The organism is Asinibacterium sp. OR53, from assembly GCF_000515315.1.
In the GTDB taxonomy this organism is placed as follows: domain Bacteria; phylum Bacteroidota; class Bacteroidia; order Chitinophagales; family Chitinophagaceae; genus Sediminibacterium.
Genome location: NZ_KI911562.1, coordinates 3356975 through 3372583 on the forward strand (window position 1 = coordinate 3356975; position 15609 = coordinate 3372583).

The window sequence follows — 15609 nt, forward strand, 5'->3', positions numbered from 1 at the left end:
CCGGGTGATTGGAAACAGGGTATTATTCATTCCACCTTTATGTTATTAAAACAAAAGAAATGAATAATCAACTTCCCCCACCTCCTGCTCAAATGATGCAATTGATCACTGGCTTCTGGACATCCTGCTGCGTATACTCAGCCGCTAAATTGAATATCGCAGATCATTTAAAGGACAAACCACAAACAGCTCATCAACTGGCAGAAGCTACACACAGTGATGCTCCTTCGTTGTATCGTGTATTGCGGGCCTTATCAAGTGTAGGTGTATTTAAAGAAAACGAAGACCATCAATTTGAGTTGACATCACTTGGTAATACGCTGCAAACAGATGCCCCCGGTTCTATGAAAGCGATGGCTATTGCACAATTGGGTGATCATTATAATGCATGGGGAAATTTAGTCTATAGCATTAAAACAGGACATATCGCTTTTGATAATATAGAAGGAATGTCTGTATGGAAATATTATGAGATGCACCCAGAGGAAGGTGTGAATTTTATTAAAGCTATGTCGGGTCTTACAGGAGCTGTGATACAACACGTTTTACCTGAATATGATTTTACAAGCTTTAATACGATCGTTGATGTTGGCGGTGGTAACGGTGCCCTGCTGGTGGCAGTATTGGATAAAGCTCCACAGGCAAAAGGAATTGTATTTGATGAAGAATATGTAGTGGCGGAAACAAAAAAATTAATAGCAAAAAAAGGGTTTAGCAGCCGGTGTGAAACTGCGGCAGGAAGTTTTTTTGAATTCATTCCTGAAAATGCTGACGCATACCTGATGAAGATGGTGCTGCATGACTGGAATGATGAACAATGTTTGCAGATATTGAACAACTGCAATAAAGCGATGAAGGCCGGCAGCAAACTGCTGGTATTAGATTCAGTTATTCCCGAAGGCAACGAACCACATCCCGGAAAATTTATGGATATCAATATGCTGGCTATGACCGGTGGAAGGGAAAGAACAGAAAAAGAATTTGCTTCCTTGTTTTCAAATGCAGGCTTAAAGCTTGCCCGGGTTATCCCAACACATTCACCAATGTTCAGTATTGTAGAAGCAATAAAAGAATAAACACATCATTTATTAATTAAATAAAACAATAATCAATGAAACAGATCTCCGCATTTCTGTCAGCATTCTTACTGGTTACTTTTGTTTCCTGCAACAATGAACCAGTAAAAGAGGAAACGAAATTAGCTACCGATACAACAGCAACAACCAAAGCACCAGAGCCGCCCGCATTTCAACCCTACAACATCACCATCGTGCAACACAAAGTGAAAGATTTTGATAAATGGTTACCGCTTTATGAGAGTCATGATTCAGCAAGAAAAGCAAGCGGTCTCATTGAAATTGCTTTAGGAAGAGGATTGGATAACAACAACGAGGTGACTGTTTCTTTCAAAACAGAAGACGTTCAAAAAGCGAAAGACTTTACTAAATCTCCCGATCTAAAGGCAGCAATGCAAAAAGGTGGTGTTACCAGTCCTTCCACTATTTCATTTATAAAGGTAGTTCGTGATGATAACAACCTTATTGAAACCAAAGACAGGTTGCTGGTAGCTCATCATGTAAAAGATTATGATGCCTGGTTAAAAGTATATGACAGTGAAGGAAAAGAAACAAGAGCAGCAAGTGGCCTTATTGATCGTGGGTTGGCAAGAGGAGTTGATGATCCGAACATGGTGTACGTATTATTTGCTGTTACAGATATTGCTAAAGCCAAAGCAAGAACAAGCTCATCTGAATTGAAAAAGCTGATGATCGATGCAGGAGTGGATGGGCCACCCGCTATCAGTTTTTATAAATTGGTTAAATGAGATTTTAATGTGATGTATGCCTGTCGGCAGGCATACATCACATTAATGATACTTGTTCTATTGCTTTATTTTGTGTCCTCTCGAAACAAGCATTACAAATTCTTCTTCATCTCCCTCACTGCATAATCGCAGGTACGGGCAGTAAGTGCCATATAAGTAAGCCATAAATGATCTGCTCTCTTCGTTTCAGGATTTCTTCCTGATTTCAAAGAATTGAGTATTAATTTAGTGGAACATTACTGATGTTAAAAAGTAATTTAACAGAGGCCTTTGCTAAGTATTGGTAGTAGCAAGATGTGAACAAGCTCATGGAATAGCTAAAGAATAAAGCATAGATAATAGAACCCCTGTACGAAAAATAAAAAACTGAAATTACTTTATGTATTCAGTTATGCAGACGGTTAAGAAAAACTGAAAACAGATCATCAAAAATCCTAAAAGCAATGGGTCAGATGATTCAAATGGAAGACCTAAGAGGATTGCCCAAAAAGGAGATTCCAATACTGCGTCGGCAATTTGGGAGAAACCTATTTCATGCTGAACCATCCAGAAGGATATTACATGTATTATGGGATATTGTCAGGGCACCTATGTTCATCCTTCTTATGATAGCCTGTTCGCTGTATTTCTTTCTTGGAAATACCGGTGAAGGCCTGATGATGTTTGCAGCAATAATTTTAGTCGCTGCTATTTCAGTTTACCAGGAAGTAAAAAGCAGCCATGCGCTGCAGGCGCTAAAACAATTAACGGAGCCAAAAACAACCGTCATAAGAGAAGGAATAGAATATGTTATATCCACGGAGGACCTGGTCCCTGGAGATATTATACTGCTTTCAGAAGGCATGAGAATTCCTGCCGATGCACTTATAATGCAGGCCAATGATCTTACTATTAATGAATCTGCTATTACAGGAGAATCATTGCCGGTGGACAAAATGATACCCGAAAATTCCAATGAACTGTACCAGGGAACAATTGTCAACAGTGGCAAGTGTGCAGCACGAGTAACCGCAACGGGGAATAATACTATGATGAGTAAGATAGGAACAAAAATCATGGCCTACCAGTTTCCTAAAACCCTATTACAAATTCAGCTAAACAGGTTTGTGAATCACATCGCTTTTTTCGGAATGATAGGATTCCTCATCATCTTCCTGTTAAACTATTTAAACCACATAAGCTGGATTACCAGTCTGTTACTAGCTTTAACATTGGCGCTATCAGCCGTGCCCAACGAAATTCCGGTTGCCTTCTCCTCATTTGTGGCACTGGGAGCTTACAAAATGGGCAAGTTGGGTATTATTTCCCGGCAACCTCAGATCATTGAAAATCTGGGTGCTGTAAGTACCATATGTCTGGATAAAACCGGCACTATCACAACTAATAGTATGGAAGTAAATGCCATATATGACTTTGAGACAGATATACTGATAACAATTTCTGGCAATACCGTTTTACCAAATACCAATGTTTTGAATTATGCTATGCTGGCCAGCGAAAAAGATCCTTTTGATCCGATGGAGAAAGGAATATGGAATGCCTATTATGCATATTGCCGTGACAAAACAGGGTCACAACTCAAAATGATACACGAGTACCCTCTTGAGGGCCGTCCGCCGATGATGACACATGTGTATGAAAGAAACAACTCAAAGATCGTTGCAGCTAAAGGCGCTCCTGAAAGAATATTCAACATATGTCAATTAAACAACACTGATAAAAACAAGTTGTCAGCACTCGTGAAATCTCTCGCTTCAAAAGGCTATCGTGTTATTGGCGTCGCCAGCTCTTTTCATACGAATTTGGATTTTCCTCAATCACAAGAAAACTTCAACTGGCATTTTGAAGGATTAGTGGCATTATACGACCCCCCAAAAAAAAATATTGCAGCTGTTATTAAACAGTTTTATGACGCAAAGATCCAGGTAAAACTCCTCACTGGTGATTACCCGGAAACAGCGATGCATATTGGAGGGCAGGTAGGAATATTCAATCACCTGAAATCTGTTACGGGTGAACAGGTAATGAGAATGAAAGAAGACGAATTAAAAGAGACCGCAATCAATACTAACATTTTTGCCCGGATGTTTCCAGATGCTAAAACAAAGGTCATAGAAGCATTGAAAGCGAACCAGGAGATTGTGGCTATGACTGGAGATGGCATCAATGACGGCCCTGCCTTAAAAGCAGCAAGCATAGGCATTGCCATAGGAGAAAAAGGAACTGAAATTGCACGACAGGCATCCGACCTGATCATTACTGATGATGATCTCGGAAAAATGGTGATAGCCATCAGCGAAGGAAGAAAAATTTTTACCAACTTGAAAAAGGCAATTCGCTATATCATGTCCATACATATTCCCATTGTATTGATCGCATCAATGCCATTACTGTTAGGATGGAACTATCCTAATATTTTTACACCTATTCATATCATTTTCCTGGAACTGATCATGGGCCCCACCTGCTCCATCTTTTTTGAAAGAGAACCAATAGAAGAAAACAACATGCTTCAACAACCTCGGGGGAAAAATTATGGACTATTCACCAGGGAGGAATTACTTATAAGTATTATACAAGGAGTGATTATTGCACTCTGCACACTTTCTCTTTATTACTATTTCATGAATCAGGGCGCTTCCATTGAAGAAACCAGGACGATCGTTTTCACCACACTAATCTTAAGCAACGTATTTCTCACATTCACCAACCGTTCATTTAATAAAACGATCTACTATACCTGTAAGTATAAAAATACGCTCGCCCCCTTTATACTTTTAATATCTGCTCTATTCCTGGCCTGCTTACACCTTATCGCCCCTGTCAGACATTTGTTTCAATTAAGTGTCATCAGTTCTGCTGAATTCTGGCTATGCCTGAGTGTCGCTTTTGCGGGAGTAATGTGGTTTGAAGTATATAAAATGGATTTGCCAAAAGCTACACAAGTAAATGATGACAATTAAAAGCAATCCGAGCTAATTAAAAAAACAAATAATACAGAAGAGCGCTAACCCTTTCAGATTCAATACACTTGTTTATTTTTTCAACAGAAAATAAAGGAGGGAAGCCCGGGCCTCCTTTATAATCATCGGGTTTCTTTTTGGGAATGGCAAGGATGGAAATCATATTATTCTCTGTTAGTGATCATTTCCCGGGCTCTGTTTGTTAATTAGCTTTAAAAAAAGTTAACATAGGTTCTTTTTATCAATTCTGAAGAAGCGGTTCGCCAGAGGTGAAATCAACAAAGAAGAATATGAGGAGAAGAAGAAGCTATTGCAAGAAGTCTAATAACCTTAATAATCAATTATCATGAAAACATTGAATTTTTTTTTGGTTGTAATTGCTGTCATACTTAGCGGCTCAACCTACGCGCAACACCAACACCCATCTGCAAAAGACTTATTGAAAGATAAACTTATGCAGGATTCAATAATGACAGATATTGTTAATGATCACCAGTTAATGACGAATATGATGCAGCACATGAAGCAAAATAAGCACACCATGCACATGATGATGCAGGACAAGGAAATGATGAAACAAATGATAAATACAGGAGGAAAAGATAGTTCCATGTGCCGGATGATGATGGGCATGATGATGGAGAATAAGAATATGCATAGTATGATGATGAAAATGATGCAGAAAAATGGTATGGGTGAAAGTGGCAAGCATGATAGCACACAAGTCAAGGATCATAAAAGGCACCATTGATATATGGAATTACACCAATAATGAGAATCAGTCAATACACAACCAGCTTGCCCAGACATCTCCAATTTTTACCAGTAAGTCCAATGATAGGTTATTCAGGAAAGTAATTAACAAAACTTAATGAATATGAAAAGGAAATGGTCATTATACCTGGGAAAATTTTCGGGTATAGCTGTATATATTCACTGGACGTTTTTAATTCTTGTGGGGTGGATATTCCTCATGCACACACAAATGGGTCATGGCTGGGCCGCAGGCTTATGGGGCGTGGCGTTTATCCTTGCTTTATTTACCTGCGTAGTGTTGCATGAGTTCGGCCATGCGCTTACAGCTAAACGATACAAGATCCGGACAAAGGATATTACCATTTATCCGATTGGCGGCATTGCCAGTCTGGAGAGTATGCCGGAAAAACCTGGGCAGGAATTGTTGGTGGCATTGGCAGGGCCGGCAGTAAATCTGATCATTGCTGCAGTGTTATGGATATATCTGAAGTCAACAGGAGCAATGCCCGATATGGAAACATTAAAAGATGCAAAGCACATGCAAGATCTGCCTTTCGCTTTTAACCTGCTCGTTGCTAATACTGCATTATGTGCGTTTAACCTGATTCCGGCATTTCCAATGGATGGCGGTAGAGTATTACGGGCCATACTGGCCTTCCGGATGGAGCGGGCTAAGGCAACCCGCGTGGCCGCTGGCATTGGGCAGTTTTTGGCAATGTTATTTATTTTCTTTGGGTTCTTCTTTAATTTCTGGCTGGTATTTATCGGTTTGGTTATATACCTGGGTGCCGGAGGTGAAGCAGCCTATGAAGCTACCAAAAGTATACTGGCAGGTTTCAGGGTTACGGATGTACTGATGACCCGGTTTACCGCATTATCTCCTGGTGACACCCTTGAAAAAGCGGTAGAGGTATTGCTTGATGGACAGGAACAGGATTTTCTCGTTATTGCCAATGAGCAGGTGCAGGGTGTGCTTACAAGTAAGGAATTGATACACGGATTATCTTCTTTTGGAAAATCTTCCCTCATATCGAATATTATGAGAAGAGATTTTATAACGCTTACGCCGGATATGGACCTACAGGATGTTTACATAAAAATGACAACCAATAGCTGTACCGCATATCCGGTTCAGCAAGACGGGAAACTACTGGGAATGGTAGATAAAAAAAATATAAACGAACTGCTACTGGTACAACAGGCCCTGCAATAATGATGACGTATATGAAACGAGACCAACAGCAGAATAGAGGAACTGACCATACTAAAATGCACCATGAGCATGGCGCTATTCTGATAGGAATGGAGGAACATGATCATCATAGAATGATGATACAGGATTTCCGGAAACGGTTCTGGATCTCAACATTGATCACCATCCCTATCCTGCTTTTTTCTCCCATGATCCAGGATTTCTTTGGCTATAAATTACTCCTTCCGGGCAACTCTTATTTCCTGTTTGCTCTTTCATCCATTGTTTATTTTTTAGGCGGGTGGCCGTTTCTGAAAGGGTTCTTGAATGAAATAAAAAAAAACAGGGCCTGGCATGATGACACTCATATCTATGGCTATCAGTGTAGCTTATGTCTATAGTACGGCTACGGTATTTGGCCTGAAAGGAGAAGATTTTTTTTGGGAATTATCCACACTTATTGACATCATGCTGCTGGGCCACTGGCTGGAAATGAAGTCCATATTAGGCGCATCCAAAGCATTGCAATTACTGGTAAGCATGATGCCTGCCGAAGCTCACCGGGTAAAAGCAGACGGACAGACAGAGGATGTGAAACTTGAAGTGCTGGAAAAGAATGATATTATATTGATTAAACCGGGTGAGAAAGTGCCTGCTGACGGCATCGTCGTGGGAGGTAGCAGCTATTTAAATGAATCCAGGCTCACAGGTGAATCAAAACCGGTAAAAAAGGAAAAAGGGAATAAAGTAATAGGCGGCTCTGTAAATGGTAATGGTTCGCTGAAGGTAAAAGTAGAACATGCCGGCAAAAATAGTTACCTGAATAAAGTAATCAAACTTGTTGAAGAAGCTCAAAAAGTCAAATCCAGGATGCAAAACTTTTCTGACAGGGCAGCCAAATGGTTGACCTATATTGCCTTGTGTGTTGGCTTTGGGACACTGACCTTTTGGTTAATAGCAGGCCAACCATTTGTTTTTGCACTCGAACGCATGGTCACAGTAATGGTTATCACCTGTCCGCATGCACTCGGGCTGGCTATACCATTAGTAGTGGCTATCTCAACGGCTGTTTCTGCACAAAACGGTTTGCTGATACGCAACAGAACCGCATTCGAGGAATCACGCAAAATAACGGCGCTTCTTTTCGATAAGACAGGCACGCTGACAACCGGTGTGTTTGGTGTTACCAGGTTTGAAACTACTGACCCCGGTTTTACAAAAGAAGAAGTGCTGCAGCTGGCCAGCGCGCTGGAGCAAACATCAGAACATCCAATAGCGGTTGGTATTATACATAAAGTAAAGGAAATGAATATCCCCATCCCCCGGGCAGAAAAGTTCAATGCTATTACCGGGAAGGGCGTGGAGGCTGAAGTAGAAGGAAAAAAAGTAAAGGTGGTAAGTCCCGGCTATTTAAAAGAAAGGAGCCTCCCAGTGCCGGAATTTGCTTTGTCAAGCAAGGCGGAAACTGTTGTTTTTGTATTGGTAAATGAAAAGATTGCCGGATTTATTGCTTTGGCAGATGCAGTAAGACCAGAAAGTAAAGAAGCTATTAAAACGTTTAAAAGAAATAATATTAAAGTGTATATGGTTACTGGTGATAACAAGATAGTGGGCGAGGCGGTAAGTAAAGAATTGGGGCTTGATGGCTATTATGCCGAGGTATTACCACATCAGAAAGCGGAAATCGTAAAGCAGTTACAGAACAAAAAGGAATTTGTTGCCATGACCGGCGATGGCGTAAATGACGCGCCTGCATTGGCGCAGGCTGACGTTGGGATTGCAGTTGGTTCCGGGACAGATGTGGCGGCTGAAACCGCCGATATTATTCTTGTAAACAGCAACCCCAAAGATATTGCCAATCTTATACTTTTCGGTAAAGCCACCTACACCAAAATGGTACAAAACCTCGCCTGGGCCACTGGTTACAACACAGTAGCTATTCCCCTGGCAGCAGGAGTTCTATATAAATCAGGTTTTGTATTAGGGCCGGCGATAGGCGCCCTATTTATGAGCCTGAGCACAATTATAGTAGCCGTAAATGCTCAACTGTTAAAGAGGAAGATTGGAAAGACATCACCCCATCTTCCGCCATCGTTTTAATGGCCCTGGGATTGACACCATGCGTTTCAATGCCTGAATTGCAATGATCTCGCAATGACACCTCATTATCTTGAAACGACAGGTCCCGCTTCTGTATTTTTATCCATCTCAAGTACAATCACAGCATCATTTATATCAGGTAAAATGTCTGGAAGTGTTATTGAAATATACTTTTCGCTCTGCTGACTGTGTAACTGCGCTCCCTTCAGGAAGTATGCTTTTGTCACTTTTATGCCGGTGATCACAGGCAACTTTAGCACGACGCTTTCTCTTCTAAACAAATGAATAAAGACTTTATTGTCTTTACGCGTTGCAGCCAGGATACTGTCTGGCGTATAAAGGCCTCCCTTGGTGTTATAAATTGACTCACCATATTTATGCAACCAATCTCCTATTTCCCGCAAACGCTTTACCTGTCTGTATTCCATGCGCCCATCGGGCATTGGCCCCACATTAAACAGTAAGTTCCCATTACCGCCTGCAGTACTGGCCAGGGTTTGAATACACTGTTTCAAAGACTTCATCTGATCATTGGGCTTCCATGCCCATTGCTGGCACAGTGTGATGCAGGACTCCCAGGGAATATCCATATTCAATTTTCCTATCTTTTGTTCAGGGGTGGCATAATCGCCCACAGTTTCTGCTCCCAGTTGGTCATGCTGCCCCTTACCCAGGCGGTTATTAACAATGAGATTGGGGTTCAATGCTTTTAAGAACCGGTATATTTCTTTGCCATATTCCAGTGTCCAGGGTTTTTCCCAGTTGCCATCAAACCAAAGCATGTACGGATGGTAATTATCTACCAACTCCTTTAACTGATCTTTCATGTACTGCACAAATTTTGGCATATCAGGATTCGGATCAGATGGTTTCCCGTTGTTGTGCACCGGGTAGCGTTGATCATACCAATCCAGTACTGTATAATAAATGCAGAATTTAATGTTGTATTTCTTACAGGCATTGGCCAATGCGCCCACTACATCCTTTTTATATGGGCTGTTCATTATATTATAGGAAGTGAATTTTGTAGGCCAGAGGCAAAAACCATCATGATGCTTAGCCGTAATCGTCAGGTACTTCATACCTGCATCACGTGCGGTTTTCACCCATTCATCCGCGTTAAAAAAATGCGGATTGAATTCTTTATACAGGCTGTCATAATCATTCTGCGCTACCTGGTGATTGCGCGACCAGCCAATCTCCGTTCCCCGCAGCGTAACAGGTCCCCAATGAATAAACATACCAAAGCGTTGATCCATAAATTCATTCAATACACGGGCGTTGGTTTTGGCAACAACCTGCTGCGCCTTCACAGAAGGGATACCAGCCAGGAAAAACAAACCGGCAATAAGAAAATTTTTCATGCTTTATTTTTTATTTGATGACCGCTGATTGCGTAAAATATCACATACAGGTAACAGATCATAGGAAAAATAAACGACCACCTGATTCCGGCTTTATCCGATACATAACCCATCAACGGCGGTACCAGCGCACCTCCTACAATACCCATAATAAGCAACGATGAAGCTGTTTTAGTATAACTTCCCAGTCCGCGGATACTTAATGTGAATATAACCGGGTACATCACAGAAGTAAACAACCCCACACATGACAACAGGAACATCGAAAAATAGCCGTTCGCCAGTATTGCCAGGAACACTAATACCAGCGCACCTCCTGCCGATATCAGCAACATCCGTGGCGCTACTATTTTCTTAAGCACATAAGCCCCTCCCAAGCGGCCAATCAATACCAAACCCATAAAGAGGGAAATGAACAAGGCCGCTTTCTGCTGGGTAAGTCCCTGAATATGTAGCGATTGCGAATACCGGATCAAAAAACTTACAATGCCTACTTCTGCTCCCAAGTAGCAGAGCACTGAGAGAACACCTAACAATGTGTGCGGGTAATTGAAAATATTTTTAAAAGAATGTTGAACAGGTGTTTCGTCTTTTATGGAAGGAAGCTTTATAAAATAGAGCAAAATACTCATTGCGAGGAACAACAGAGCCAGTGATATATAAGGCAGTTTTACCAGGCTTGCTTCATTAGAGAGAAACACATTCAACTGTTCCGCCGAATAGTTTTTCATGACAGATTCAGGAATATCTTCCTTATGAAGCAACATCAATGACCCTATGTAAGGCGCAATGGTTGCACCTACAGAACCCATTGCTGCCGATAAGCTCAGCCTGCTGGAAGCCTCATCGGGATCCCCCAATTTGGAGATATAGGGTGTTGCTGTTACTTCAAGAAAAGTGAAGCCTGCTGCCATAATGAACAAGGCGCCCAGGAACAAAGGATAATATCTCGTCTCCGCAGCAGGATAAAACAAAGCAGCTCCCAGCAACGCTATGAGCAGGCCCGCGATCATCCCCGCCTTATATCCTTTACGTTGAATGTACATCCCTGCTGGTAAAGCCATGAGAAAATAAGCTCCGAAAAATGCAGATTGTACCAGGGAAGATTGCAAGTCGGTGAGCTGGCAGGCCCTCTTCAAATGCGGGATCAGAATATCATTGATGTTACGGCTCATGTTCCAAAAAAACATAAGGCTCATGACAATCAGCAAAGGCACCGGGAAACGCTGTGTTCTTTTTGAAGTTCCGTTCACCTGTAATCAGTTATTCAATGTAAAAATTTGTTTTGCTTCCATCCAGTGCTCGCCTGGCCGGGCAAAAGGCAATCGCTGCTGAAACGCACTCATCAATGCAGCCCACTCACGCTGCAGGGGTAAGGAAGACATTTTTGTAAAGCCCGATTGCAATTCAAAATCGTCTGTTGTTTCCAGGATCATCATTAACCTGTTCCCTACCCGGTAAATATCCATTGTCTGAATGCCACAAGCTTTGATCCCTTCAACAATTTCCGGCCAGATCACTTCTTTTTTGTGGTAATATTCATATTCCTCAATAAGTGAAGGATCATCTTTTAAATCAAGTGCCAGGCAATATCGTTTCATTGTTTACTATTAGTGTTTGTTGTAATCATCAATCTATCAGGTCACAGGAACTGCCGGGTTCCTGTGGTGTTTGATATACCCCGTTTTCAATTTGTACAGGTTGAACAAATTGTTGTTTCAGGTGAGGAATATGCTCTAAAAACAGTGCTTCATGCCCTAATTTAATATGGTTGAATAACACCAGGTGCTGATGCAATTGTCCCATATCGCCCACATGCGGCACCACCGGTATACCATATTTTTTACACAAAAGGCTGACAGTAATAAACTCACTTACGCCACCCACCCGTACAGCATCCACCTGAATAAACCCGGCGCATTTTGCCTGCAAATAATTTTTAAACACAATACGGTTCGGCACATGTTCGCCAATTGCCAGTTGTACAGGTGCTATGGCATCGGCCAGGATCTTATGTGCCTGCACATCATCCGGATGCGTAGGTTCTTCAATCCAATAGGGATTCATTGGTTGTAGTGCTTTACATATCTTTAATGCCAGTGGCAGTGTCCATTGCTGGTTGGCGTCCAGCATTACTTTTACAGCATCGCCCGCTACTTCCCGAACGATATGCGCGCGGCGGATATCACGCCCTGCCTCTGCTGAGCCCACTTTCAGTTTCATGGCTGAAAAACCATTCTCCATCGCCATCCTGCAGTTTTCACGTACTTTCTCATCGCTGTAGTTGAACCACCCAATGGAAGTATCGTACCCCGGGTACCCTTTTTCGAGAACAGCTATCCGCTCATGCATGGTATCCTGTTGCGAAGCAACCAGGCGCAATGCCTGCTCCCGGGTCAGTTCATCTTCCAGGTAGCTCAGGTCTAATGTATTGATGATTTGTTCCGGCGTAAGATCAATCAACAATTTCCAGAGAGGTACTCCTCTTTTCTTCGCCCACAGGTCGTAGCAAGCATTAGTTACCGAAGCCAGCGCCAGGTGCACCACTCCTTTTTGAGGGCCTAACCAACGGAATTGCTGCTCATTGGCGAGCCGGTTGAACCAATTACCAAAATCAGCCATTAAGGCTTCTATATCCTGGCCTTTTAATTGTTCTGCGTAAAAAGCCGCAGCCCTGCATACCAGGTCATTCCCCGCTCCAAGTGTAAACGCAAAGCCGGTTCCTTTCAATCCGCTATCATCTGTCAATTCTGTAACGGCATAAGAATATACCGGATCCCTATGTATTGCATCGCTGCCGGCGCCGGGCTGTAAGGGAAACCTCCTGTCTTTAATTGCTATGCCACTGATCATCCGGTTATTGTTTTAAATTCGTGTTAACGCCTGTAACCCAATTCTGCACCGCCACTTACCGGCATAATGTATCCCGTAATAAACCGGGCTTTTTCTGAAAACAGGAATGTACAGGCATCTGCCACCACATCACCTTCCGGGCAATAGCCCAGCAGATGAATAGCATCCAGGTATTGTTCAATTCCTTCCGGATTGGGTTGTTCTTTTGCCCATTGCATTAAAGTGGGTGTCCACACCCCTGCCGGTGCCACTGCGTTTACCCTTATGCCATATTTTGCATAGTCGATGGCCATGGATTTTGTTAACGCATCAACCGCTCCTTTTGTAGCTGCGTAGGCGGCATGTTGTTCCTGTCCAATACTGCCTACCATGCTGGTGGTATTCAATATGCTTCCTTTGGATTTGATTAAATAATGAAGTGCATATTTAGTGGTGATGTAAATGCTCAACACATTTACATTCATCAATGCATGCCATTCCGCAGCGGTGGTTTCATGCAGTGTTTTAGACGGACTGGCGATGCCGGCGTTGTTATGCATCCCATCGATGCGGCCGAAATGCGCCGCAACCTGTTCAATGACTTCCGCCACCCGGTCTTCGTTGGTGATGTCACAAAGCAGCCCCAAATGCCGATCACCAATCTCTGCAATCAGCTGATCGGCCGGGTGAACGTCCAGCACGGCTATATGCGCTCCTTCGTTTGCATACGCTTTTGCACATTCATAACCAATACCACTGGCGCCCCCTGTAACAATAATGACTTTATCAGAAAGTAACATGGCAATCAATCGTTGTTTCACAGCAAAGAAATAAAATATCCCTTTCGGGAAATTGCTTAGTCTTTCCAATACATACACTTTTTTATCATAAAATAGTAACTTCATACATTCACAGGAATAATGAATACCATTTCATGAAACCCATCTTGCTCAAAATCACATCAGGCCCCAGCATTTCATTCAGCGCCCGCTCGGATGATAAATCGTATAAAAACAATAACTGGCACTACCACCCCGAGTTTGAGCTTATTCATGTAATAAAGGGAGAAGGCACTTTATTTGCTGGTGATGGAATCCATCATTTCAAACCCGGCGACTTGGTTTTTATCGGAAGCTACCTGCCACACTACTGGAAATTTGACCCGCAATACACTACAACTTCTCCTGTAAAATCACATATAGAGTTGACACAGTTCCGCGAAGATTTTTGGGGTAAAGATTTTTTATCCATTCCGGAAAACCAGAAAATTACCACCTTATTGGAAAAGAGTAAAAAAGGTCTGGTATTCAGGGGCATAAAAACAACAGCCGTCAAAAGGCTGCTCACAGAACTGATTGCCGCAGCAGGTACCAGGAGGGTTATCCATTTACTTGAAATGCTGATGAACCTGGCATCCATCAAACCATTCAGCCGTATTTCTTCCGCCTATCATCGTGATAATTTATTTACACAATCTGAACGGATCAATACCATTTATAATTATACGCTGCAGCATTTTAAGTCCACCATCTATATTAAAGATGTTGCTGCGCTTACCAACCTTACGACCAATTCATTTTGCCGGTATTTTAAATCCTGTACCCGGAAAAGTTATACGCAGTTCATTGCCGAACTGCGTATAGGTCATGCCTGTAAGCTATTATCGGAAGGACAAAAAAGCATCAAGGAAGTCTGTTACGAAAGCGGGTTTCACAATATCACCCATTTCAACCGCCTCTTTAAAAAAATGAAATCCGTACAACCCGGCGAATACCGCAAGATGATCAATAGTTAATGATGAAGTTGATTAACCTTGTTTATAATTAAATCATATTGGCACGGACTATCTTTTAGTTGGTTTATCCGTCTTAAATCTTCCAACAAAGAGTTCGAGGCCTGTCCCAGCGGGATCACGTTTTAAGCTAATCAATTTGGCCCAAATTTCTGAAAACCCTGCAAATACAGCACTTGCAGGGTTTTTCTTTTTTGAGGCATTGTCAAAAAAGGGAAAAGAACAAACGAAAAATCATTGCCTGTTTACGTCCGCATCACCACTAACGGACAAAGGTCTGGACTATTCAGCGCCCGTCGACAAATCAACAGGAGTGCAGTGTGGCCAAACTGGTTAGCTCAAATGATTTTATTCGGCTAAAGGATATCCCAGTAAAATCAGACGTATTAAGTTCCGTGACGAAGAGCAAAACAGAACATTTATCTTCTTAACCAATAATCTGGATTTGGCACCCGAAGAAGTCGCATATCTGTATAAACATCGATGGAAGGTAGAGCTCTTTTTAAAATGGATAAAACAGCACCTAAAAATAAAAACATTCTGGGATACTACAGAAAATGCAGTGAAAACACAAGTATATATTTCGGTCATCACCTATATCCTCGTTACAATAATTCGGCAGCAGTTAAAAACAGAATATACAACCTATGAAGTTTTGCAAATATTGGGCAGCTCCTTATTGGATAAAACACCAATAAGCCAACTGCTTGGAAAAACAAGCGATCAAGATGTCAAATAACTTTTATATACAAATAACAAAACCTATCTGCAAAAAAGCAAAAAAA

The 15609-nt window shown here is 41.9% G+C and carries 15 protein-coding genes; 10 read left to right on the plus strand and 5 right to left on the minus strand.

Going from position 1 to position 15609, the window contains the following annotated elements; translation table 11 throughout:
* Window positions 1–59: 59 nt before the first annotated feature.
* From SEDOR53_RS0114935 to SEDOR53_RS18215, 8 genes are all read left to right on the plus strand, one after another.
* On the plus strand, window positions 60–1076 hold the full coding sequence (locus tag SEDOR53_RS0114935; protein WP_026770444.1) for a methyltransferase: 1017 nt from the start codon (window positions 60–62) through the stop codon (window positions 1074–1076).
* A gap of 35 nt (window positions 1077–1111) precedes the next feature.
* Window positions 1112–1825: a hypothetical protein gene (locus SEDOR53_RS18940; protein WP_051416678.1), complete on the plus strand. Its 714-nt coding sequence runs from the start codon at window positions 1112–1114 to the stop codon at window positions 1823–1825.
* Window positions 1826–2268: 443 nt separating this feature from the next.
* Complete coding sequence (locus SEDOR53_RS18210) at window positions 2269–4788, plus strand: cation-translocating P-type ATPase (RefSeq protein ID WP_051416679.1); 2520 nt, start codon at window positions 2269–2271, stop codon at window positions 4786–4788.
* A 247-nt stretch (window positions 4789–5035) separates the two neighbouring features.
* The gene (locus tag SEDOR53_RS18945; RefSeq protein WP_232214814.1) at window positions 5036–5113 is read left to right on the plus strand and encodes an SHOCT domain-containing protein; all 78 of its coding nucleotides are present in this window, start codon (window positions 5036–5038) and stop codon (window positions 5111–5113) included.
* Window positions 5114–5134: 21 nt separating this feature from the next.
* Window positions 5135–5539 (plus strand): hypothetical protein, encoded by a 405-nt coding sequence (locus SEDOR53_RS0114950; protein WP_026770445.1) that lies wholly within the window; start codon window positions 5135–5137, stop codon window positions 5537–5539.
* A 126-nt stretch (window positions 5540–5665) separates the two neighbouring features.
* Window positions 5666–6757 carry a site-2 protease family protein gene (locus SEDOR53_RS0114955; RefSeq protein WP_026770446.1) on the plus strand — a complete coding sequence of 364 codons (1092 nt, stop codon included), beginning with the start codon at window positions 5666–5668 and terminating at the stop codon, window positions 6755–6757.
* A gap of 11 nt (window positions 6758–6768) precedes the next feature.
* Entirely contained in the window at window positions 6769–7137 is a 369-nt protein-coding gene (locus SEDOR53_RS19265) for a hypothetical protein (protein WP_198018973.1), read from the plus strand.
* Window positions 7109–8836 carry a heavy metal translocating P-type ATPase gene (locus tag SEDOR53_RS18215; protein ID WP_232214815.1) on the plus strand — a complete coding sequence of 576 codons (1728 nt, stop codon included), beginning with the start codon at window positions 7109–7111 and terminating at the stop codon, window positions 8834–8836. The genes SEDOR53_RS19265 and SEDOR53_RS18215 overlap by 29 nt, the downstream gene beginning before the upstream one ends.
* Before the next feature lie 65 nt (window positions 8837–8901).
* Here SEDOR53_RS18215 and SEDOR53_RS0114965 read toward each other — a convergent pair whose 3' ends face one another.
* From SEDOR53_RS0114965 to SEDOR53_RS0114985, 5 genes are read right to left on the minus strand one after another with little or no spacing between them, the layout of a single operon-like run.
* A complete protein-coding gene (locus tag SEDOR53_RS0114965) occupies window positions 8902–10200 on the minus strand; it encodes an alpha-L-fucosidase (RefSeq protein ID WP_026770447.1) in 1299 nt (432 codons plus the stop codon).
* Window positions 10197–11453, minus strand: a complete 1257-nt coding sequence (fucP, locus tag SEDOR53_RS0114970) for an L-fucose:H+ symporter permease (protein ID WP_026770448.1) — start codon at window positions 11451–11453, stop codon at window positions 10197–10199. Before fucP ends, SEDOR53_RS0114965 begins: the two co-directional genes overlap by 4 nt.
* A 6-nt stretch (window positions 11454–11459) precedes the next feature.
* Complete coding sequence (locus SEDOR53_RS0114975) at window positions 11460–11801, minus strand: L-rhamnose mutarotase (RefSeq protein WP_026770449.1); 342 nt, start codon at window positions 11799–11801, stop codon at window positions 11460–11462.
* A gap of 28 nt (window positions 11802–11829) precedes the next feature.
* Complete coding sequence (locus tag SEDOR53_RS0114980) at window positions 11830–13053, minus strand: enolase C-terminal domain-like protein (RefSeq protein ID WP_026770450.1); 1224 nt, start codon at window positions 13051–13053, stop codon at window positions 11830–11832.
* A gap of 23 nt (window positions 13054–13076) precedes the next feature.
* The gene (locus tag SEDOR53_RS0114985) at window positions 13077–13937 is read right to left on the minus strand and encodes an SDR family NAD(P)-dependent oxidoreductase (protein WP_232214783.1); all 861 of its coding nucleotides are present in this window, start codon (window positions 13935–13937) and stop codon (window positions 13077–13079) included.
* 29 nt (window positions 13938–13966) lie between these two features.
* Between SEDOR53_RS0114985 and SEDOR53_RS0114990 the strand changes: the two genes are divergently transcribed.
* Window positions 13967–14827, plus strand: coding sequence for an AraC family transcriptional regulator (locus tag SEDOR53_RS0114990; RefSeq protein WP_026770452.1), 861 nt, complete (start codon window positions 13967–13969; stop codon window positions 14825–14827).
* Between the two features lie 373 nt (window positions 14828–15200).
* Window positions 15201–15563: a transposase gene (locus tag SEDOR53_RS18220; RefSeq protein WP_084220447.1), complete on the plus strand. Its 363-nt coding sequence runs from the start codon at window positions 15201–15203 to the stop codon at window positions 15561–15563.
* Window positions 15564–15609 lie beyond the last annotated feature (46 nt).